This is a genomic window from Streptomyces sp. 142MFCol3.1 (assembly GCF_000424945.1).
Lineage (GTDB): Bacteria > Actinomycetota > Actinomycetes > Streptomycetales > Streptomycetaceae > Streptomyces > Streptomyces siamensis.
On sequence record NZ_AUKV01000001.1, the window covers coordinates 390,931 to 410,329 of the forward strand.

Annotated in this window: 19 protein-coding genes; 4 read left to right on the forward strand and 15 right to left on the reverse strand. The window is 70.6% G+C overall.

The features are described from left to right. Window positions 1-4: 4 nt before the first annotated feature. The 15 genes from hpnH to H305_RS0101785 all read right to left on the reverse strand — a co-directional run bounded on the left by hpnH (window position 5) and on the right by H305_RS0101785 (window position 15,744). Window positions 5-1,027: an adenosyl-hopene transferase HpnH gene (gene hpnH, locus H305_RS0101720; RefSeq protein ID WP_028798885.1), complete on the reverse strand. Its 1,023-nt coding sequence runs from the start codon at window positions 1,025-1,027 to the stop codon at window positions 5-7. Window positions 1,028-1,032: 5 nt separating this feature from the next. Continuing rightward, on the reverse strand, window positions 1,033-1,677 hold the full coding sequence (locus H305_RS0101725; protein WP_028798886.1) for a hypothetical protein: 645 nt from the start codon (window positions 1,675-1,677) through the stop codon (window positions 1,033-1,035). Continuing rightward, on the reverse strand, window positions 1,674-3,680 hold the full coding sequence (gene shc / locus H305_RS0101730) for a squalene--hopene cyclase (RefSeq protein WP_028798887.1): 2,007 nt from the start codon (window positions 3,678-3,680) through the stop codon (window positions 1,674-1,676). The genes H305_RS0101725 and shc overlap by 4 nt, the downstream gene beginning before the upstream one ends. 148 nt (window positions 3,681-3,828) lie before the next feature. Continuing rightward, window positions 3,829-4,959, reverse strand: coding sequence for a polyprenyl synthetase family protein (locus H305_RS0101735; protein ID WP_078628826.1), 1,131 nt, complete (start codon window positions 4,957-4,959; stop codon window positions 3,829-3,831). After that, window positions 4,956-6,374 (reverse strand): hydroxysqualene dehydroxylase HpnE, encoded by a 1,419-nt coding sequence (gene hpnE, locus H305_RS0101740; RefSeq protein ID WP_028798889.1) that lies wholly within the window; start codon window positions 6,372-6,374, stop codon window positions 4,956-4,958. Before hpnE ends, H305_RS0101735 begins: the two co-directional genes overlap by 4 nt. Beyond that, window positions 6,371-6,511, reverse strand: a complete 141-nt coding sequence (locus H305_RS54320) for a DUF6380 family protein (RefSeq protein WP_234020595.1) — start codon at window positions 6,509-6,511, stop codon at window positions 6,371-6,373. The genes hpnE and H305_RS54320 overlap by 4 nt, the downstream gene beginning before the upstream one ends. Beyond that, window positions 6,511-7,461: a presqualene diphosphate synthase HpnD gene (hpnD, locus tag H305_RS0101745; RefSeq protein WP_028798890.1), complete on the reverse strand. Its 951-nt coding sequence runs from the start codon at window positions 7,459-7,461 to the stop codon at window positions 6,511-6,513. Before hpnD ends, H305_RS54320 begins: the two co-directional genes overlap by 1 nt. After that, entirely contained in the window at window positions 7,458-8,360 is a 903-nt protein-coding gene (gene hpnC / locus H305_RS0101750) for a squalene synthase HpnC (RefSeq protein ID WP_028798891.1), read from the reverse strand. The genes hpnD and hpnC overlap by 4 nt, the downstream gene beginning before the upstream one ends. A 358-nt stretch (window positions 8,361-8,718) precedes the next feature. Then, entirely contained in the window at window positions 8,719-9,492 is a 774-nt protein-coding gene (locus H305_RS0101755) for an ABC transporter ATP-binding protein (protein ID WP_028798892.1), read from the reverse strand. Continuing rightward, window positions 9,485-10,414: an ABC transporter permease gene (locus tag H305_RS0101760; protein WP_028798893.1), complete on the reverse strand. Its 930-nt coding sequence runs from the start codon at window positions 10,412-10,414 to the stop codon at window positions 9,485-9,487. Before H305_RS0101760 ends, H305_RS0101755 begins: the two co-directional genes overlap by 8 nt. A 97-nt stretch (window positions 10,415-10,511) precedes the next feature. After that, window positions 10,512-11,396, reverse strand: a complete 885-nt coding sequence (locus H305_RS0101765; protein ID WP_028798894.1) for a glycosyltransferase family 2 protein — start codon at window positions 11,394-11,396, stop codon at window positions 10,512-10,514. Then, the gene (locus H305_RS0101770) at window positions 11,393-12,172 is read right to left on the reverse strand and encodes a CDP-alcohol phosphatidyltransferase family protein (protein WP_199791315.1); all 780 of its coding nucleotides are present in this window, start codon (window positions 12,170-12,172) and stop codon (window positions 11,393-11,395) included. The genes H305_RS0101765 and H305_RS0101770 overlap by 4 nt, the downstream gene beginning before the upstream one ends. After that, entirely contained in the window at window positions 12,150-13,211 is a 1,062-nt protein-coding gene (locus H305_RS0101775; RefSeq protein ID WP_028798896.1) for an iron-containing alcohol dehydrogenase family protein, read from the reverse strand. Before H305_RS0101775 ends, H305_RS0101770 begins: the two co-directional genes overlap by 23 nt. After that, window positions 13,199-13,951 (reverse strand): sugar phosphate nucleotidyltransferase, encoded by a 753-nt coding sequence (locus H305_RS0101780; RefSeq protein WP_028798897.1) that lies wholly within the window; start codon window positions 13,949-13,951, stop codon window positions 13,199-13,201. Before H305_RS0101780 ends, H305_RS0101775 begins: the two co-directional genes overlap by 13 nt. Continuing rightward, on the reverse strand, window positions 13,948-15,744 hold the full coding sequence (locus H305_RS0101785; RefSeq protein ID WP_028798898.1) for a DUF5941 domain-containing protein: 1,797 nt from the start codon (window positions 15,742-15,744) through the stop codon (window positions 13,948-13,950). The genes H305_RS0101780 and H305_RS0101785 overlap by 4 nt, the downstream gene beginning before the upstream one ends. 346 nt (window positions 15,745-16,090) lie before the next feature. Here H305_RS0101785 and galE point away from each other — a divergent pair, with 346 nt between their 5' ends. From galE to idi, 4 genes are all read left to right on the forward strand, one after another. Then, a complete protein-coding gene (gene galE, locus H305_RS0101790; protein ID WP_028798899.1) occupies window positions 16,091-17,071 on the forward strand; it encodes a UDP-glucose 4-epimerase GalE in 981 nt (326 codons plus the stop codon). Window positions 17,072-17,204: 133 nt separating this feature from the next. Next, on the forward strand, window positions 17,205-18,143 hold the full coding sequence (locus H305_RS0101795; RefSeq protein WP_028798900.1) for a cation diffusion facilitator family transporter: 939 nt from the start codon (window positions 17,205-17,207) through the stop codon (window positions 18,141-18,143). Next, window positions 18,140-18,667, forward strand: a complete 528-nt coding sequence (locus H305_RS0101800) for a GNAT family N-acetyltransferase (RefSeq protein ID WP_028798901.1) — start codon at window positions 18,140-18,142, stop codon at window positions 18,665-18,667. Before H305_RS0101795 ends, H305_RS0101800 begins: the two co-directional genes overlap by 4 nt. A 123-nt stretch (window positions 18,668-18,790) precedes the next feature. Beyond that, entirely contained in the window at window positions 18,791-19,384 is a 594-nt protein-coding gene (idi, locus tag H305_RS0101805) for an isopentenyl-diphosphate Delta-isomerase (protein WP_028798902.1), read from the forward strand. Window positions 19,385-19,399 lie beyond the last annotated feature (15 nt).

A 19,399-nucleotide genomic window follows, 5' to 3' on the forward strand; every position in this document is an offset into this window, starting at 1 on the left:
GGCGTCACCCGCGGCTTTCCGTGAAGGTCTCACGGGCGGCACGCAGGGACTCCTTGAGGGAGCCCATGGTGGCGAGCACCGCGGTCGGCTCGTAGCCGCAGTGGGCCATGCAGTTGGCGCACCGCTCGTCCCTGCCGCGGCCGTAGGCGTCCCAGTCGGTCTCCTCCAGAAGCTGCTTGTACGTCTGCACGTACCCGTCGCTCATCAGGTAGCAGGGCTTCTGCCAGCCGAAGAGCGAGTAGCTGGGGATCGCCCAGGCGGTGCAGGGGAAATCGACCTTGCCTTCCAGGAAGTCCAGGAAGAGCGGGCTCTGGTTGAGCCTCCAGCGGCGCCGGTTGCCGCCGGCGAAGGCCTTCTTGAACAGTTCCCGGGTCTGCTGGACGCCGAGGAAGTGCTCCTGGTCGGGCGCCTTCTCGTAGGCGTAGGCGGGCGAGAGCATCATCTCGTCCACCTTCAGGTCGTCGTTGAGGAAGTTGAGGACCTCGATGACGGTCTGCGGGGTGTCCGTGTTGAAGAAGGTGGAGTTGGTGGTGACCCGGAAGCCGCGTCGCTTGGCCTCCTTGATGGCCTCGACCGCCTCGTCGAAGGTGCCCTCCTTGGCCACTGACTCGTCGTGCCGCTCCCGCAGCCCGTCGATGTGCACGGCCCAGGCGAAATAGGGCGAGGGCTTGAACTTGTCCATCTTCTTGCGCATCAACAGCGCGTTGGTGCAGAGGAAGACGAATTTCTTCTTCGCCACCAGCTGCCGTACGATCTCGTCGATCTGAGGGTGCATCAGCGGCTCTCCGCCGGCGATGGACACCATCGGCGCGCCGGACTCCAGAACCGCTCCCACCGCCTGGGCCACGGGCATGCGCTGCTTGAGCACACCCGCGGGATGCTGGATCTTTCCGCAGCCCTCGCACTTCAGGTTGCACGCGAAAAGCGGTTCCAACTCGACGAGCAGGGCGAACTTGTCCCGCTTCCTGAGCTTCTGTTCGAACAAGTACGCAGCGACCTTCATGGACTGCCGAAGCGGCATGGCCATCTGGCTCACCTCCGAGGGAGCAGCAAAGAACGGTGCCATTCAAAAAAAGCGGGAAGAAGGGCACGAAGAACACGGAAAGCTGATATTCCACCGCGCACCGTGCCGATACGGACGAGTTCATGTTCCGGAGCGTCCACGACCACCCGGACGGCCGCAACCGGGCGCACACCCACCCGGACGGCGCTGAGCAGCGTCGACGCAGACTCCATGTCGACCGCGATGGAGCCGGTCGCGAGCAGATCCGACCGCTCGTGACCACGGACGACGTGATCGGAGCCGGTGAGCGGCCCCGTGTGGACGGTGCGCCCCGGCACGGCGCGCACGAGTTCCCTGACGAGCAGGTCGGTGCCGACGCACGGGGTCGTGCCGTGCGGGTCCCGGGTCTCCTCGGCGACGACCAGGTCACCGGGGTGCATACCGGGGGCGAGCCCCGCGCAGAAGCCGGTGGCCAGGACGGCGGCCCCGTGCAGCGCCGGGTCGGCGAGGACGCGGGTGACCGACCGTTCGGCGGCCTTGGGCCCCATGCCCGTGCGCAGCACGGTGACGGGCGCGCCGGCCCCGGTCCGGTCGCCGCTGCGCAGGGCGAGATGCTCGATGCCGAGCGCGCAGGCGATCAGCAGTGGTGCCGGGCCGGACGTCGTCGCGCTCATCGCCGCCCCTGGACCCCGGCGAACGGTTCACCGTGGACATAGCGGCCGAGCGCGGTGAGGGGGAAGACCTGTCGGTAGAGGTGGTAGTTGATCGAGAAGTCCCACGGGAAGCCGGTGCCGGTGAAGTACGGCTCGTCCCAGGAACCGTCGGACAGCTGGGTCTGCGCGAGCCAGGCGATCCCTCGCTCCACCGCCTTGGAGTCGCGCTCTCCCGCGGCCAGCAGGGCGAGCAGGGCCCATCCCGTCTGGGATGCGGTGGACGCGCCGCGACCGCTCCACTCGGCGGCCTCGTGGTAGGAGCGCAGATCCTCGCCCCAGCCGCCGTCGTCGTTCTGGACGGTTTCGAGCCAGGCCACGGCGCGGCGGATCGCCGGGTGGGACCCGGGCAGTCCCGCCGCCACGAGCGCCGGGACCACCGAACCCGTGCCGTAGACGTAGTTGACACCCCAGCGCCCGAACCAGGAGCCGTCCGCCTCCTGTTCCGCGAGCAGCCATTCGATGCCCCGGCGGGTGCGCGGATCGTGCGCGAGCCCCTCGACGGCGAGCATCTCCACGACGTGCGCGGTGACGTCCGCGGACGGCGGGTCGATGACCTCCCCGAAGTCGCAGAAGGGCAGCCTGTTGGGGAAGGAGCTGGTGTTGTCGACGTCGAAGGCGCCCCAGGCGCCGTTCTTCGACTGCATGCCGAGGGTCCAGCGGACCCCCCGCCCGATGGCCTTCTCCACGCGCTCCGGGTCGTGGTGCCTGACGCGGCGCAGCGCGAGCACGACCTCCGCGGTGTCGTCGATGTCGGGGTAGTTGTCGTTGTGGAACTCGAACGCCCATCCGCCGGGCGGCAGTTGGGGACGCTTGACCGCCCAGTCGCCGGGCCGGACGATCTCCTCGCCGAGCATCCAGTCGGCGGCCTTGACGAGCTGCGGGTGATCGGCGGGCAGCCCCGCGTCGGCGAGCGCGATGGCCGCCAGGCAGGTGTCCCACACGGGTGACTGGCAGGCCTCGATCATCCGGGCACCGTCGTCGCGCCACACGGCGAAACGGTCCAGCGACGCGAGCCCCTCGCGCATCACCGGGTGTTCGAGGTCGTAGCCCAGCAGGTGCAGGGCGATGACCGAGTACACGGCGGGTGGCTGGATTCCTCCCCAGCAGCCGTCGTTCTCCTGCCGCTCGATGATCCAGCGGGCGGCGCTGTTCATCGCCGCGCGGCGGAGCGTGCGCGGTGCGATCTTGCGGTACTGGTGCAGAGCCTTGTCGAGGCGCTGGAAGGCGCCGTCCCAACTCGCCACGGGAGCAAGCGGTTTGACGGGGTTGGGGTCGCCGGCGTCGGTGTGCAGCTCGTCGAGCGGGAACGGCGCGGGCCGTACCGGCCGCTTGGCCGACACGATGGTGAGCGGCACGATCGTCTGCCGTGCCCAGCAGCCGAAGTCGTAGATGTTGAGGGGCATCCACTTCGGGAAGTAGATGAGCTCGGGCGGCAGTTCGGGCAGGTCCTCCCACTTCCACCAGCCGAACAGGGCCAGCCAGATCCGGGTGAAGACGCGGGCCGAGGCGATCCCTCCGCGCTCACGGATCCAGGCGGAGGCCTTCGCCATGTGCGGGGCGTCCGGTGCGTCGCCGGCCAGCCGCAGGGCGACGTACGCCTCGATGGTGGTGGAGAGTTCGCCGGGACCGCCGTAGAAGGTGGCCCAGGTGCCGTCCTCGCGCTGTTCGCCGCGGATGAAGAGCCCAGCCGCGTGGGCGGTGGACCTGTCCAGGACGCCGAGGAACTGACGCAGCAGCAGGTCCTCGGCGTCCATGGTGACGTTCGTCTCCAGGTCGCCCTTCCACCAGCCCTCGGCGTCCTGGCGTGCGAGCAGGAAGTCGGTGGCGCGCCGCATCGCGCGCGTGGCGGCGTCTCGGGTCCCGACTGTCCCGGCCGCCTCGGGAGTCGTCTCGTGCTGGATTTCGCTGGCCGAGGCAGCGCGGGGCGGCAAGGCCCCGGTGCTTCCGTCGGTCGTCGCTGTCATGGCTTCCCCTTCGTGCAGTGGTACGTCTCTGCTGTGGGTCCGCCGTCGGCCGGTGCGTCGCTCCAAGGCGATGTCCCTGCCCGGAAGATCACTGGGCTCGGGGTCGCACCGGCCGGCGACTACGCGAGGTGTATTCGACCGATAATGATCATCTCTTCCGTACGACGACGAAGTCGGCGAGCGCCACGAGCTGGGCCCGGACCTCGTCGGGCATCTGAACGGCGTCCAGCGCCTGGATGGCGATCGTGTGCTGGCGGCGCGCCTCCTGGGCCGTCCACTCGCGGCCGCCCGCCTCCTCGATGAGCGCCGCGCGTGCGGCGAACTCCTCCTCGGAGAAGTTCTCGAAGTCGCTGGCCTTGGCGTCCTCGGCGAGGAGCCGGCCCAGCCGCTCGGAGGCGGGCCCGCCCGCGGCGAGCGCGGCCACCACCGGCAGGGACTTCTTCCGCTGGCGCAGGTCGCTCCAGGTCTGCTTCCCGGTGGCCTCCGGGTCGCCCCAGATGCCGAGGAGGTCGTCGACGGCCTGGAAGGCCAGGCCGAGGTGGTAGCCGTACTTCTCCAGCGTGTCGGCGGTGAAGTCGTCGGCGCCGCCGAGGACCGCGCCGATGGAGCAGGCACAGGCGAGCAGGGCACCCGTCTTGTTGCCCTCCATCTCCAGGCACTCCTCGACGCTGACCCGGTCGCGGTGCTCGTACGAGATGTCCTGGGCCTGACCGTCGATCAGGGCCCGGGTCGCCGTGGTCAGACGGCGGGTGGCACGGCCCGCCTCGACGGTGCCGAGCTCCAGCAGGATCTCGTTGGCCAGGGCGAACAGGGCGTCGCCGACGAGGATGGCCTGGGCGGGGCCGTGCACCTTCCAGACGGTGTCCCGGTGGCGGCGCTGCTCGTCGCCGTCCATCAGGTCGTCGTGCAGCAGCGAGAAGTTGTGCACCAGTTCGACCGCGACCGCGCCGGGCACGCCCACCTCGGGGGCGGCACCGGCCGCCTCGGCGGAGAGCACGGCGAGCGCGGGGCGCACGGCCTTGCCGCCGTCGCCGTCCGCGGGATTGCCCTCGGCGTCGATCCAGCCGAAGTGGTAGGCGGCGACGGTGTCCATGGGCGCCGCCAGGCGGTCGACGGCCGCCCGCAGGACCGGTGTGGCCAGGGTCCGGCCGCGCTCCAGGAGCGCGGTCACGTCCACCGCGTCGGCAGCCGTCTCGGCCGGGGGCACAGTGGGCACAGTCTCTCCTCTTGTTGCGGTACCGGAGGTGCGGGGACCTGCCGTGCTCTGGTCGAGCGTCATGCCGCCTCCTCGAAGACTGCGAGGAGGTGATCGCGGGGCCGGCCCAGGGCGCCGAGCGCGGCGTCCGCCGCACTGACACCGCTGCGGACCGCACCCTCCATGGTCGCGGGCCACCCGGTGGCGGTCCACGCTCCGGCCAGGTACAGGCCGGGTGCCTTGGTGCGGGCGCCGGGCCGCAGGCGGCCGACTCCCGGGGTGGGGGCGAACGTCGCGGTCCGCTCCCTGGTCACGAAGAAGTCCTTCACGCCGGCGCCCCGTGCGGCGGGCAGCAGCCGCTCCAGCTCGGGCAGGTAGCGCTCGCGCAGGTCGGCGACGGGCGTGTCGATCTCCTCCTGCGCGGCCGACTGCGACAGCGCCAGGTACTGGCCCTCGCGCAGTCCCGACGCCTCGGTCCGGTCGAAGACCCACTGCACCGGGGAGCCGAGCGCGGCGAAGAACGGCTTGCCGAGCACCTTCCGGTCGTAGACGACATGGACGTTGAGGATCGGGGCGGTGCCGATCTCCAGGAGCCGCTCCGGGGCGTCGAGCGCTCCCTCGGGCAGCAGATCGTGGCTCTCGCGCTGCGGCACGGCGAGGACGACCGTGTCGGCCTCGATGCGCTCGCCGGGAACCTGAACGTCCCAACGCCCGTTTTCGTTGGGGGAGATGGAGGTGACGCGTGTACGGACTTCGGTACGGACGCCCGCGGAGTCGAGCGCCTTGCGGGCCAGGGTGTCGTGCAGTTCGCCCAGCGGGACGCGTGCCCAGCCGATGTCGGCCGCACCCGGGGCGGACAGCAGACCCGTCTTGAACACCATCGCGGCGAGCCCGAGCGAGGCGTCCTGGGCCACCGCGTTGAGGGTGGCGACCCCCACGAGGTCCCACAGTGCCTCGACGGCACGCCGCGACTGACCGTGCTCGGCGAGCCAGCTGCCGAAGTTCTGCGCGTCGAGTGCCGGATCGGCGAGGTCCAGGCTCTTCAGCGCCAGCGCGGCACGCCCGACCTTGGCGCGCTCGGCGAGTGAGAGATGCGGGTAGGTCGCGAGGCTGCGCGCGAGATGCAGGGGCACGGGCAGCGCGGTGCGGCCGAGTCTGCCGAGCCGTCGTCCAGGCTTGCCCTCGGCGTCGAGAACGGGCACGTCGAGACGATCCTGCAGGGGTGCGAGCGAGGCGGCGTCGACGCGGTCGAGGAACCAGCGGTAGGCGGTGCAGCAGCGCAGGTACACATGCTGCCCGTTGTCCACGGTCAGATCGCCACGCTGGAAGGAGAAGGCGAGCCCGCCGAGGCGCGGACGCCCTTCGAGCAGGGTCACCCGGACCCCGGCGTCGGCGAGCGCGAGCGCGGCGGTGATCCCGGCGAGCCCTCCGCCGACCACTACGGCGGCCGCCCCCTCGGGGCGGCCCGAAGTGCCCGCGGACTGCGTGACGTCGCTCATCGTGCCCCCTCCCCTGCGGCCGCGCCGCGATGGTTGAGCGGTGCACGGTCGGCCGTCTCAGTCAGGGACGCCGCCCGGCGCCGGAGGGTTGCGCGCCGCTTTTCGCCGCCGGTGTCACCTTGGCCCAGATTGTCCATCAGGCGCGCCTCCTGACGGCGCGCCGGGACACATGGCGGGCGTCGAGCCCGGACAGACCGCGTACGGCGACGTACGCCTTTTCGCGTCCGGGGAGCGAGACCCGGCCGCGCAGCACCGCCTCGGGCTCGCGCTCGATCCGGTCGAGGAGCCGGCGGTAGATGCCGGCCATGGCGGCGACGCACGCGCCGCTGCGCCGGTCGAGCATGGGCAGCAGCCGGTATCCCTCGGCGAAAAGAGTGCGGGCCCGACGCACTTCGAAGTGCACGAGGCCCGCGAAGTCGGAACCCTCCGGTGGGTTCGGTCCGTCGAACCCGGCCGAGCAGCCGAACTTGGCGAGATCGTCGGCGGGCAGATAGGTGCGCCCTCCCGCGGCGTCCTCCCGGACGTCCCGCAGGATGTTGGTGAGCTGGAGCGCGAGCCCGAGCGTGTCGGCATACTCCGGCGCGCGCTCTGCTCCACGCGCCCCCGGTTCCGTACCGAACACGCCGAGCGAGAGCCGGCCGATCGCCCCGGCCACGCACCGGCAGTAGACCTTGAGGTCGTCCCAGGTCTCGTACGTCTCGCCGCGCACGTCCATCAGCACGCCGTCGATGAGTTCGTCGAGGCCGCCGAGCGGCACCGGGAAGATCTCGGCGGTGTGGGCGAGCGCCACCGCGACCGGGTCGGTGTCGTCCTCGTCCACGGACCCCGTGCGGACCCGCGCGAGCAGCGCCCGGGTCTCCTCCAGGCGCGCGCTCTTGACGTCGGGCGCGAGCGCGCCGTCGCCGATGTCGTCGACGCGCCGCGAGAACGCGTAGAGCGCCGACATCGCGCGACGCTTGGGCGTCGGCAGAAGCCTGATGCCGTACGCGAAATTACGGGCCTGCTGACCGGTCACTGCCTCGCAGTAGCTGTACGCGGCGAGTACCGGTGCGGACACGTGTTGTTCCGACTCCACGGTCCGGATCACCCCTCTCCTCGCAGAGTCACTCCCACCTCGCGCAGCAGCTGCAGCTTGCCGGGCTTGGGCGGGCCGGGAAGTACGTCGTATTCGGCGGCGGCGATCGCACGGATCGCCGCCCTTCCCCCCGCAACGAACCCCGCGAGCAGCAGCTTCAGCCTGCCGTGGACGCTACCCACGAGGGGGGTGCCTTCATTCAGGAGGTTCATGGCGCGTTCTGCTTCGTATGCAACCAGTGCGCGCACCGATGCGCCTGCTGTGGGTGCGGCGAGGTCCGCCTCCCGCACGTGGAACCGCTTCATGTCCTCGGCGGGCAGGTAGACACGGTCGCGTCCGAGGTCCTCGGCGACGTCCTGGAGGTGCTCGACGATCTGCAGCGCGGTGCACACCGCGTCGGAGAGGCGCACCCGCTCCGGCGTCGACGTGCCGGTGACGGAGAGGACAAGGCGGCCGACGGGGTTGGCGGACAGTTCGCAGTAGGCGACGAGGTCGTCGTAGGTCTCGTACCGCGCGACGAGCTGGTCCTGGCGGTTGGCCGCGATCAGGCCGAGGAAGGGCTCGGGGGTGAGGGCCGCGCGGCGCACGGTCGGCTGGAGCCTGCGCAGCAGGGGATGACGCGGGGTCGAGTCGAACACACGGTGAAGATCGGCCTCGAAGGCGTCCAGCATGCGGAGCCGGTCCCCGGCGTCCTCGGGCGACACGCCGAGCAGGCGGGCGTCCGCGCCGCCCGGGGCGAGGTCGCCGTCACCGATGTCGTCGACGAGCCGGGCGAAGCCGTACACGGCCATCAGGTCGACACGCCAGGCCTTGGGCAGGAAGAAGGGCGCCACGGGGAAGTTCTCGTCCGCGGCCTTGTCGAGGGTGCCGCGCTCCGGATCTCCGGTGCGCGCCGTCCCGGCTTCGGTCACCGCTCGCCACCCGGCGCGGAGACGGCACACGCGTCACGGAGCTGGAGAGTTCCCGTAGCCATTGCCGTCACATCTCCCGTTCTACACTGCCGACCCAACACTGCCCATTTCGGACACGCCGCCCGGGGGTCCGCGCGGCGCGCCGGTGCCGGGTGTCGCGCATTATCGCCCCACTTGCCGCGAATCAGCACCCGTACAGCTTACGTTGTACAACGCTGCATGGTCCGTCGGGGTGTCCTGCACATCACAACAACACACCGATTGGCGTCAAGATTCCTAAGCCCAGGCGGAGTTGACGTTTCCTTTGCAGACGCAGGGCCCCGCCGAAGAGTTCCGGCGGGGCCCTGGACGAAATGGGCTACTTGCCCGTGAACTTCTCGTACTCCTTGAGGACCTCTTCGGTCGGGCCGTCCATGCGCAGCTCACCGCGCTCCAGCCACAGCACGCGGTCGCACGTGTCACGGATCGACTTGTTGTTGTGACTGACGAGGAAGACCGTGCCGGCCTCCTTGCGCAGCTCGCGGATGCGGGCCTCGGAGCGCTTCTGGAACTTGCGGTCACCGGTGGCGAGGGCCTCGTCGATCATGAGGACGTCGTGATCCTTGGCCGCCGCGATGGAGAAGCGCAGCCGGGCCGCCATGCCGGACGAGTAGGTGCGCATCGGCAGGGTGATGAAGTCGCCCTTCTCATTGATGCCCGAGAAGTCCACGATGTCCTCGTAGCGCGACCTGATCTGCTCGCGCGACATGCCCATCGCGAGCCCGCCCAATATGACGTTCCGCTCGCCCGTGAGGTCGTTCATCAGAGCCGCGTTCACACCGAGCAGCGAGGGCTGGCCGTCGGTGTAGACCTTGCCCTTCTCGGCGGGCAGCAGTCCGGCGATGGCACGCAGCAGGGTGGACTTGCCGGAGCCGTTCGAACCGATCAGACCGATCGCCTCGCCGCGGTAGGCGACGAAGGAGACGCCGCGGACGGCGTGCACCTTGCGGACGCCGCGCTCCTCGCCCCGCTTGAGGATGCGGCTGAGGGCGGCGGTGGCGCTGCCCTTGCCGGTCCTGGCTCCGTTGACCCGGTAGACGATGTGCAGCTCGTCCGCGATGACGGTCGGGATGTGGGAGGTCTGCTCAGCCACGGCCGTACCTCTCTTCAGCCTTCCAGAAGTACACGAATCCGCCGACGGCGACGACCACGGCCCAGAAGACGGCGATGGCCCACACGTGCGGGGGCAGGTTCGAGGAGCCGTACCCGTCGATCAGCGCGAAGCGCATCAGGTCCATGTAGACCGCGGCCGGGTTGGCCTGGAGGGCCCGGGCGATCCACTCCGGACGCCCCTCCAGCATGGTGCTGATCGAGAACATGACACCGGACGCGTACATCCACGTGCGCAGGATGAACGGCATCAGCTGGGCGAGGTCCGGAGTCTTCGCGCCCATCCTCGCGACGATCAGGGCGAGCCCGGTGTTGAAGAGGAACTGGAGGCACAGCACCGGGACGATCAGCAGCCAGGACAGACCGGGGTAGCTGCCGAAGCCGATCGCCACGACGAACAGCACGATCATCGAGAAGAGCAGCTGCTGGAGCTGCTGGAGCGCGAAGGAGATGGGCAGCGATGCCCGCGGGAAGTGCAGCGCGCGCACCAGCCCGAGATTGCCGGAGATCGCGCGGACGCCGGCCATGATCGAGCTCTGCGTGAAGGTGAAGACGAACACACCGGTCACCAGGAACGGGATGTACACGTCGTGCGACAGTCCGCGGTTGGCCTTCAGGATCAGACCGAAGATCAGGTAGTAGACGGCCGCGTTGAGCAACGGGGTCACCACCTGCCACAGCTGGCCGAGCTTGGCCTGGCTGTACTGCGCGGTGAGCTTCGCCTGCGAGAAGGCGAGGATGAAATGACGCCGTCCCCAGAGCTGGCGGACGTACTCGACGAGCCCGGGCCGGGCACCGCTGACCGCGAGCCCGTACCGGGCGGCCAGCTCGGCCGCGGGGAGCCCGTCACCGGGCGACGGACGGTCGCTCACCGCGACTCCGCCGTCATGCGTTGTCTCACTCACAAGTGGAAACTTTCGTCTTCAAGATGCGCACGCTGGTCGGGCGTAGGCATGAGCCAGGGACCGGGGTACGGCCCGAATGCTCTCAGGAACGAGCTTGTCAGATGACAGGAGGTCGGCCCAGTCGAGTCAGCCGCCACACCGTACGCCACTTCATGGGTCGCCGGGACCCGCACGGACTGGTCCAGCCTTCCCTGAATCCACCGAACCAGGCCCTGAGCGCCGGCCCCGAGGGGCGGCGGGCCAGCGTCAGCAGCATCCAGACGCCGAGATAGACCGGGACCAGGGGTGCGGGAAGGTTTCGCCGTGCGAGCCAGACACGGTTGCGGGCCACCATGCGGTGGTAGACCGCGTGCCGCGAGGGCGCGGTCGTCGGGTGGTGCAGCACCATGTCCGACCGGTAGTCGATCATCCAGCCCGCGTCGAGCGCCCGCCAGGCCAGGTCGGTCTCCTCGTGGGCGTAGAAGAACTCGTCCGGCAGCCCGCCGACCTCGGCGAAGACCTTGGTGCGCACCGCGTTGGCGCCGCCCAGGAAGGTGGTGACGCGGGAGGAGCGCATCGGGTCGAAGGCGCGCAGCCGCGGCACGTGGCGGCGCTGTGTCTCCCCGGTCTCCGGGTCGGCGATGCGGAAGCTGATGATGCCGAGCTCGGGGTCGGCCGCGAAGGCCTGCCGGCACAGCTCGGCGGTGTCGTGGTGCGCCAGCAGGCCGTCGTCGTCGAGGAAGAGGAGAACGTCCACGTCGGTGCCGCCGGGGCCGAAGGCCTCGATGCCGACGTTGCGGCCGCCGGGTATGCCGAGGTTCTCGGGCAGCTCGACCGTCCGTACGCCCGCGGGGACGTCGGGGACGGGTGAGCCGTTGCCGACGACGACGACCTCGACGCGGTCGCCGTCCTGCTTGGCGACGGAGTCCAGCAGGGCCCGGAGCTCGTCGGGGCGGTTGCCCATGGTGATGATGACCGCGCCGACCTTCATAGCCGTACTCACTTCAGCCTGCTGGAGGCGAGGATGGACACGAGGTGCAGCACGGTCTGCAGGAGCGCGATCCCCGCGAGCACGGCGGTGCCGAGGCGGGTGAAGAAGAGGTCGCCCCTGACCTGGTCCGCGATCGCGAGGACCAGGATCAGCAGGGACGCCTCGATGCCGAGGATCAGCCGGTGGAACTTGAGCGCGCCGGCGGCCCTGCGGGCCAGCGCCATGCCGGAGGACCGGGGCTCGGACGCGGACTCCTTGACCGGCGGCAGCCCGCCCTGGTGTCGGGCGACCCCGACGAGGTCGGTCTCCGCCTTGACCAGGATCGCGCCCAGAGCGGCCAGGGTGCCGAGGAAGGCCCACAGCCAGTCGATCCGTCCGTCGCCCCACAGGTCGGCGGCGCGCAGGCCGAGGCCGACCAGGACCGCCGCGTCCGTCAGATAGGCGCCGACCCGGTCCAGGTAGACCCCGCCGAGCGAGTACTGCTTCTTCCAGCGGGCGATCTCGCCGTCGACACAGTCCAGCAGCAGGTACAGCTGGACCATCACCACGCCGAGCACCGCGCCGGCGATCCCCGGCACCAGCAGGGCGGGGGCCGCGAGCACGCCGCATACGGTCATCAGGTACGTGAGCTGGTTGGGCGTGGTCCTGGTGTTCACCAGGTAGCGGTCGACCCGCAGGGACACCTCACGCATGTAGAGGCGTCCCATCCAGTGCTCACCGCTGCGCCGGTCCTTCACCCCTGGGGGGTGCACGACGGGGCGGAGTTCAGCTACCGATGGCCTTGGCATAGTCGGAGTAGATGTCCTTGATCTGGTCGGTCTTCAGGTCGAGGTGTTCGAGGATCGTGTAGCGGCCGGGCCTGGTCCTGGGAGCGAACTCCACGACCTGGACGAACTCGTCCACGGTGAAGCCGATCTCCCCGGGCAGCACCGGCAGCCCGTGGCGGCGCAGCACCTCGGCCATGTACACGGCTTCCTCCGTCGCCCCCCGCAGGTGCATCGCGAAGGCCGCACCCAGGCCGCACTGCTCGCCGTGGCTCGCCGCGCGCTTGGGGAAGAGGAGGTCGAAGGCGTGGTTGATCTCGTGGCAGGAACCCGAGGCGGGCCGGGAGTCGCCGGAGATCGACATCGCGATACCGGTGAGGACCAGCGCCTCCGAGAGGACCTGGAGGAAGCCGTTCTCCCCGATGCCGCCGGGGTGCCGCAGCACGGCCTCGCCCGCCTGGCGTGCCATGGCCGCGGCCAGACCGTCGATCTTCTCGCCGGTGACCCGGTTGGACAGCTCCCAGTCGGCGATCGCGTTGATGTTGGAGACGGCGTCACCGATGCCGGCCCGGACGAACCGGACCGGGGCCTCGCGGATCACGTCCAGGTCGATGACCACGGCGATCGGGTTCGGCACACCGTACGAGCCGCGGCCCGCGTCGTTGTCGAGGGTGGCGACGGGCGAGCACAGGCCGTCGTGCGCGAGGTTCGTCGGCACCGCGACCAGCGGCAGGCCGACGCGCGCCGCGGCGAACTTGGCGCAGTCGATGATCTTGCCGCCGCCCAGCCCCACGACCGCGTCGTAGTGCCCGGCCCGCATGTCACCGGCCAGCCGGACCGCGTCGTCCAGGGTGCCGCCGCCGACCTCGTACCAGGTGGCTCCCGGCAGCGCCGGGGCGATCCGCTCGCGCAGGCGCGCCCCTGAGCCGTTGCTGACCGCGACGGCCAGCTTGCCGGAGTGCGAGATGCGCTCGTCGCTGAGCACCCCGGCGAGGTCGTCCAGGGCACCCGGGCGGATGTCCACGACGACCGGAGAGGGGATGAGCCTCGTCAGTACTGGCACGCGATCTCACGCCCCTTGTCGAGGTCGTCGTGGTTGTCGATCTCGACCCACCTGACCTCACCGATCGGTGCCACGTCGATCTTGAAACCGCGGTTCACGAGCTCCTGGTAGCCGTGCTCGTAGAACTGCTGCGGGTCCTTCTCCCACACCGTCTTCAGCGCGTCGGCCAGCTCGGCGGCGGCCTCGCCCTCGATGAGGGTGACGCCGATGTACTCACCGGTGGCCTCGGACGGCTCCATGAGCTTGGTGATCTTCTGCACGCCCTTGTCGGGGTCCACGACGACCTTCATCTCCTCGTCGGCGAGCTTCTTCACCGTGTCGAGGGCGAGGATGATCTTCTTGCCGTCGCCGCGGGCGGCGAGCAGCGTCTTCTCGACCGAGACCGGGTGCACGGTGTCGCCGTTGGCGAGGATCACACCGTCCTTGAGTGCGTCACGGCCGCACCACAGGGAGTAGGCGTTGTTCCACTCCTCGGCCTTGTCGTTGTCGATCAGCGTGATCCGGAGGCCGTACTTCTCCTCCAGGGCCGCCTTGCGGTCGTACACGGCTTCCTTGCGGTAGCCGACGATGATGCCGACCTCGGTCAGACCGATCTCGGCGAAGTTGCCGAGGGTCAGGTCGAGGACGGTGATGCTGTCCTCTATGCCCGCAGGGCCAACCGGCACGAGAGCCTTCGGGAGGCTGTCGGTGTAGGGACGCAGACGCCGTCCGGCGCCGGCGGCCAGCACGAGGCCGATCATGCAGGTTCTCCTTCATCGTGTACGGCGGGGGCCCCTGAGGACACCCAGAAGCGGATGCTCTCGACGAGCACAAGCAGGGCGACGGCCACGGCGAGCGCCGTGAGCGCGATCTTGAACTGTGTCGCGGCGAGGAGCGCGGCCAGTACGGTGACCAGCAACGTCCTGCCTTCGTGCCCGCCGATCGCCCGCACCAGCCAGTGCGGGGGCGCGCCGGCGTTTCCGCGAATGCGGTACACCGTGTCGTAGTGATGGTAGGCGACGGCGGCCACCAGGCCGAAAGCCGCCGGAAGTGCTCCGTTCACGTCGGCTTTGACGGCCAGTACCAGGACGGTGAGGTATTCGGCGGCGCGGTAGAAGGGCGGGACCAGCCAGTCGAGGGCGCCCTTGAGGGGACGGGCGAGCGCCACGGGCGACAGGAGCACGTAGATCACGGCGCCCAGGACCGGCCACCAGCTGCCGTACGGCGCGAGCGCGGCGCCGAGGACCACGAGGGTGCCGGCGGCGAAGGCGACGGCGGCGGGACCGCGGCGCACCGCCCCGCGGGAGAGGCGGTTCAGCGCCTCGGCGAGCGGGCCGGAGTCGGTGAGGTCGGCGAGCGCCCGTGCCGCGCGGTCCGTGCGCCGCGCCTTGCGGGTGAGCGAACGCAGCACGCGGCCCGCCGTGGTGTAGCCGGCGGCGAAGGCGCAGCCGACGAGCAGGGCGTAGAAGGTGATCCGCGGGGTGGTCAGGGCGGTGAGGACGGCGATCATCGCCCAGCGTTCGCCGATGGGCAGCACTATCATCCGGCGCACCCAGACCGTCCAGCCGACGCTGTCGAGGCGGTCCGACAGGGCCGCCGTGGGGCTGGTGTTGGCGGTGGCGTCGTGGTTCGCCTCGTTGAAGGAGAAGTCGACGACGTGGCGGCAGGTCTGCAGGATCATCGCGCCGAGAGCGAGGGCCCAGACGTCGTCGCCGCCGCGGGCCGCTCCGAGGGCGAGGCCCGCGTAGTAGGCGTACTCCTTGGCGCGGTCGAAGGTCGCGTCGAGCCAGGCGCCGAGCGTGGAGTACTGCAGGGAGTAGCGGGCGAGCTGTCCGTCCGTGCAGTCCAGGACGAAGGAGAACAGGAGCAGCAGGCCGGCGGCCACGAAGCCGGCGCGGGTGCCGGTGGCGGCGCAGCCCGCGGCGATCAGAGCGGTGATCAGTGAGGCGGTCGTCACCTGGTTCGGGGTGAGGCCGCGGCGGGCGCACCAGCGTGCGATGTAGCGCGAGTACGGGCTGATGCAGTAAGTGGTGAAGAAGCCGTCGCGGGCCTTCACGGCGCTGCGCAGCCGTACGGCCTCGTCGTCCACGGCGGAGACGGCCCGGCGGGCTTCGTTGCGTTCCTGCGGGTCCGCGGGGACGGCGGCGACGAGCGTGCCCAGTTCGGGGCGGTGCACCGTGACGCCGTCGGCGTCCAGCGCGGCGGTCAGGCGCTCGGCGAGATCGTCGGTGGCGACGGCGAGGCCGCCGACGGCGGAACTCTCGCGGGCCACGGCCCGGGTCAGCGCGCGGCGGGCCTCGGGCTGCACGGATATGGCCCCGCGCAGCGCGGCGGCCGCGAAGCGCGGGTCGGTGAGGCCGAGCCGCAGGGCGTGCAGGTGCCCGACGAAGCGGGCGTCGACGACGGCCACCCGTTGGTCAGCCGGTACGACTGCAAGCAGTGTCTCGGCTTCGCCCGCGTCGGAGGCGAGCCGCACGTCGAAGCCGAGCGACCGCAGATCGCCCTCGAGCGACGATCCGGGGACCGGCTGGCCGGTGAGGATGGCGGTCGACAGCGAACTCACTCCCTGGGTGCCGGCGCGGGGGCGCCGGGCAAGTGCGTGATGGGATGGCCCTGCCTGCGGCGGCCGGGCGGCATGTCGGCAGAGGCTATCGGATGAATGGAAGCAGGCGTTCATCACCCGTTCACGGCCCGATCAACCCGTTCTGCCTGGCCGCCTCCGCCGCGATCATCATGGGTGATGCGGGGGCCGCGCCACAAACCGTGCCGGCGGACCGGTGCATTCCGGGTAGCGTGCGAGGCATGGGGCGCACCGCTCCGGAGCGGGACGAGCCGGGCGCCGCGACCCGAAGGGGCGGTGCAGGACCGGCACCGGAGGGGTCCGCATAGGGTGGGCGTCCATGACATGGCTGATCACCGGCGGAGCCGGATACATCGGGGCACACGTGGCGCGGGCGATGGCCGAGGCCGGGGAGCGCGTCGTCGCCCTCGACGATCTCTCGGCCGGGGTGCCGAGCCGACTTCCGGAGGGCATACCGCTGGTGCAGGGCTCGTCGCTGGACGGGGATCTGCTGAAGCGGGTGCTCGCGGAGCACGAGGTGACGGGTGTGGTGCACCTCGCGGCGCGCAAGCAGGTCGGCGAGTCCGTGGCCCAGCCGACGCGTTACTACCAGGAGAACGTGGGCGGGCTGGCCACGCTGCTCGACGCCGTCGCCGGGGCGGGCGTTCGGAAGTTCGTGTTCTCCTCGTCGGCGGCCGTCTACGGCAACCCCGATGTGGACCTCGTCACGGAGGACACGCCCTGCGCCCCGATGAGCCCGTACGGCGAGACGAAGCTCGCCGGGGAGTGGCTGGTCCGGGCCGCGGGGCAGGCGCACGGGATCGCCACGGTGTGTCTGCGCTACTTCAACGTGGCGGGCGCCGCCGCACCGGAACTGTCCGACACGGGCGTCTTCAACGTGATCCCGATGGTCTTCGACCGTCTCACCCGCGACGAGGCCCCGCGGATCTTCGGCGACGACTACCCGACCCCGGACGGCACCTGCGTCCGTGACTACATTCACGTAGCCGATCTCGCCGAGGCGCACCTGGCGGCGGCCCGGCGGCTGACGGGCGACGTGTCCGGCGACCTGACCGTGAACATCGGGCGCGGTGAGGGCGTCTCGGTCCGCGAGCTGGTCACCCTCATCGGTGAGATCAGCGGGGACGACAGGGCGCCGGTCGTCGAGCCTCGCCGCCCGGGTGACGCCCCGCGCGCGGTCGCCTCGGCCGGGCTGGCCGCGCGGGAGCTCGGCTGGACCGCCCGGCGCGGGGTGCGCGAGATGGTCGGGTCGGCGTGGGAGGGCTGGGTGCTCCGCCACCCGAGGACGCCTTCCGAATGATCGCGTCAGTGCTCTGACCTGCGTATGGTTTCCGCAGGTCAGGGCACATGACAACGGTGTTCAGTGCCGCGTTGCCCGATGCTCCTCGCCCGTAGTTCACTGTGATCCCGGGCAGAGCACAGGAGGCAGACCCATGGGGGCCGGACACGATCACGGGCACGCGCACGGCGCTCCCCCGACGGGGACGGCGGCAGCGGCGTACCGCGGGCGGCTGCGCGTCGCGCTGTCGATCACACTCACCGTCATGGTGGTCGAGATCGTCGGCGGCGTCGTCGCCGACTCGCTCGCGCTGATCGCGGACGCCGCGCACATGGCGACGGACGCACTGGGTCTGGGCATGGCACTGCTGGCGATCCACTTCGCCGCCCGGCCGCCGAGCGAGACCCGTACTTTCGGCTACGCGCGCGCCGAGATCCTCGCCGCGCTCGCCAACTGTCTGCTGCTGCTCGGCGTCGGTGGCTACGTGCTGTACGAGGCGATCCAGCGGTTCCTGACACCCGCCGACACCGCGGGCGGCCTGACCATCGTGTTCGGCACGATCGGCCTGGTCGCGAACATGATCTCCCTGTCGCTGCTGGTACGCGGCCAGAAGGAGAGCCTGAACGTGCGCGGGGCCTTCCTGGAGGTGGCCGCGGACGCGCTGGGCTCGCTGGCCGTCATCCTCTCCGCCGTGGTGATCATGACCACGGGCTGGCAGGCCGCCGACCCGATCGCCTCGATCCTCATCGGCCTGATGATCGTCCCGCGCACCTGGAAACTGCTCCACGAGACGCTCGACGTGCTGCTGGAGGCGGCTCCGAAAAATGTCGACATGGCGCAGGTGCGTGCCCATATCCTGGCGCTGCCCGGGGTCGAGGGCATCCACGACCTGCACGCCTGGACCATCACCTCCGGCATGCCGGTCCTGTCCGTCCACGTGGTCGTCAGCTCCGACGCCCTGAACGCGATCGGCCACGAAAAGATGCTCCACGAACTCCAGGGCTGCCTCGGTGACCACTTCGACGTCGAGCACTGCACCTTCCAGCTGGAGCCCAGCGGACACGCTGAGCACGAGGCGAGGCTTTGCCATTGACCGGCACTGAACCCACCTCCGTCTGGCGCACGCGCCGGGAGACCGCCGCCGACCGCGCCGGGGTGCACGCCGTGAACGCGACAGCGTTCGATCGGGCGGACGAGGCGGATCTGGTGGACGCCTTGCGCGCCGACCCAAAGGCGTGGCTGCCGGACCTGTCGTACGTGGCCGAGGCGCCGGACGGCACGATCGCGGCGTACGCCCTGATCACCCGCTGTCATGTCGACGCCGGCGAGGCGGCGGCGCTGGCACCGGTGGCCGTACGGCCGGAGCACCAGCGCAGCGGCGCCGGATCGGCCGTCGTACGCGCGGTGCTGGAGGCGGCACGCGCGCGGGGAGAGCGACTGGTCCTCGTACTGGGGCATCCCGGGTACTACCCGAGGTTCGGCTTCGTGCCCGCTTCGGAGTACGGCATCCGGCCCGGATTCGACGTGCCGTCCGAACATCTGATGGCCCTCGTCCTGGACGGTTCCTCGGCGGTGGCACCGGGCACGATCAGGTATCCGGCCGCTTTCGGCGTCTGACCCGTGGGGGCCGCGGGTCCGGCTCCGCCGCCGCGGAGCGGGACATGCGGGAGTCGCGAAGTGCCGGGAGTGCCGGTTTCGTACGGCAGACTTGGGGCTCGAAGACCGATGCGAAGGATGGGTATGCCGATCACACCTGCCACCGCGACGCACAGTTCGTCGAACGGCACCGTTGAAGCGATCTTGCTGGAGCTGGTCGACGAGGACGGCAACACGATCGGTACGGCGGAGAAGCTCGCCGCCCACCAAGCGCCCGGACAGCTGCACAGGGCGTTCTCGGTCTTCCTCTTCGACGAGCGCGGCCGGCTGCTGCTCCAGCAGCGCGCCCTCGGCAAGTACCACTCCCCCGGTGTCTGGTCGAACACCTGCTGCGGCCACCCCTACCCCGGGGAGGCGCCGTTCGCGGCGGCGGCCCGGCGGACGTTCGAGGAGCTCGGGGTGTCCCCGTCGCTGCTCGCCGAGGCGGGCACGGTCCGGTACAACCACCCGGACCCGGCGTCGGGGCTGGTGGAGCAGGAGTACAACCACCTCTTCGTCGGCATGGTGCAGTCGGCGCTGCGGCCCGACCCGGAGGAGGTCGGCTCGACGGCCTTCGTGACGGCGGCCGAGCTGGCGGAGCGGCACGCGAAGGACACGTTCTCCGCCTGGTTCATGACCGTGCTGGACGCCGCCCGTCCCGCGATCAGGGAGCTGACGGGCCCGTCCGCGGGCTGGTGACCGGGAGGGTGCCGT

Excerpts from the sequence above, each read along its gene's own strand:
- hpnE (WP_028798889.1), bottom strand. The coding sequence starts at position 6,374 with ATGAGCGACGTCACGCAGTCCGCGGGCACTTCGGGCCGCCCCGAGGGG.
- galE (WP_028798899.1), top strand. The coding sequence starts at position 16,091 with ATGACATGGCTGATCACCGGCGGAGCCGGATACATCGGGGCACACGTG.
- shc (WP_028798887.1), bottom strand. The coding sequence starts at position 3,680 with ATGACAGCGACGACCGACGGAAGCACCGGGGCCTTGCCGCCCCGCGCT.
- H305_RS54320 (WP_234020595.1), bottom strand. The coding sequence starts at position 6,511 with ATGGACAATCTGGGCCAAGGTGACACCGGCGGCGAAAAGCGGCGCGCA.
- H305_RS0101725 (WP_028798886.1), bottom strand. The coding sequence starts at position 1,677 with ATGAGCGCGACGACGTCCGGCCCGGCACCACTGCTGATCGCCTGCGCG.
- idi (WP_028798902.1), top strand. The coding sequence starts at position 18,791 with ATGCCGATCACACCTGCCACCGCGACGCACAGTTCGTCGAACGGCACC.
- H305_RS0101735 (WP_078628826.1), bottom strand. The coding sequence starts at position 4,959 with ATGACGCTCGACCAGAGCACGGCAGGTCCCCGCACCTCCGGTACCGCA.
- hpnH (WP_028798885.1), bottom strand. The coding sequence starts at position 1,027 with ATGGCCATGCCGCTTCGGCAGTCCATGAAGGTCGCTGCGTACTTGTTC.
- H305_RS0101780 (WP_028798897.1), bottom strand. The coding sequence starts at position 13,951 with ATGATCGGCCTCGTGCTGGCCGCCGGCGCCGGACGGCGTCTGCGTCCC.
- H305_RS0101795 (WP_028798900.1), top strand. The coding sequence starts at position 17,205 with ATGGGGGCCGGACACGATCACGGGCACGCGCACGGCGCTCCCCCGACG.
- H305_RS0101770 (WP_199791315.1), bottom strand. The coding sequence starts at position 12,172 with ATGCCAAGGCCATCGGTAGCTGAACTCCGCCCCGTCGTGCACCCCCCA.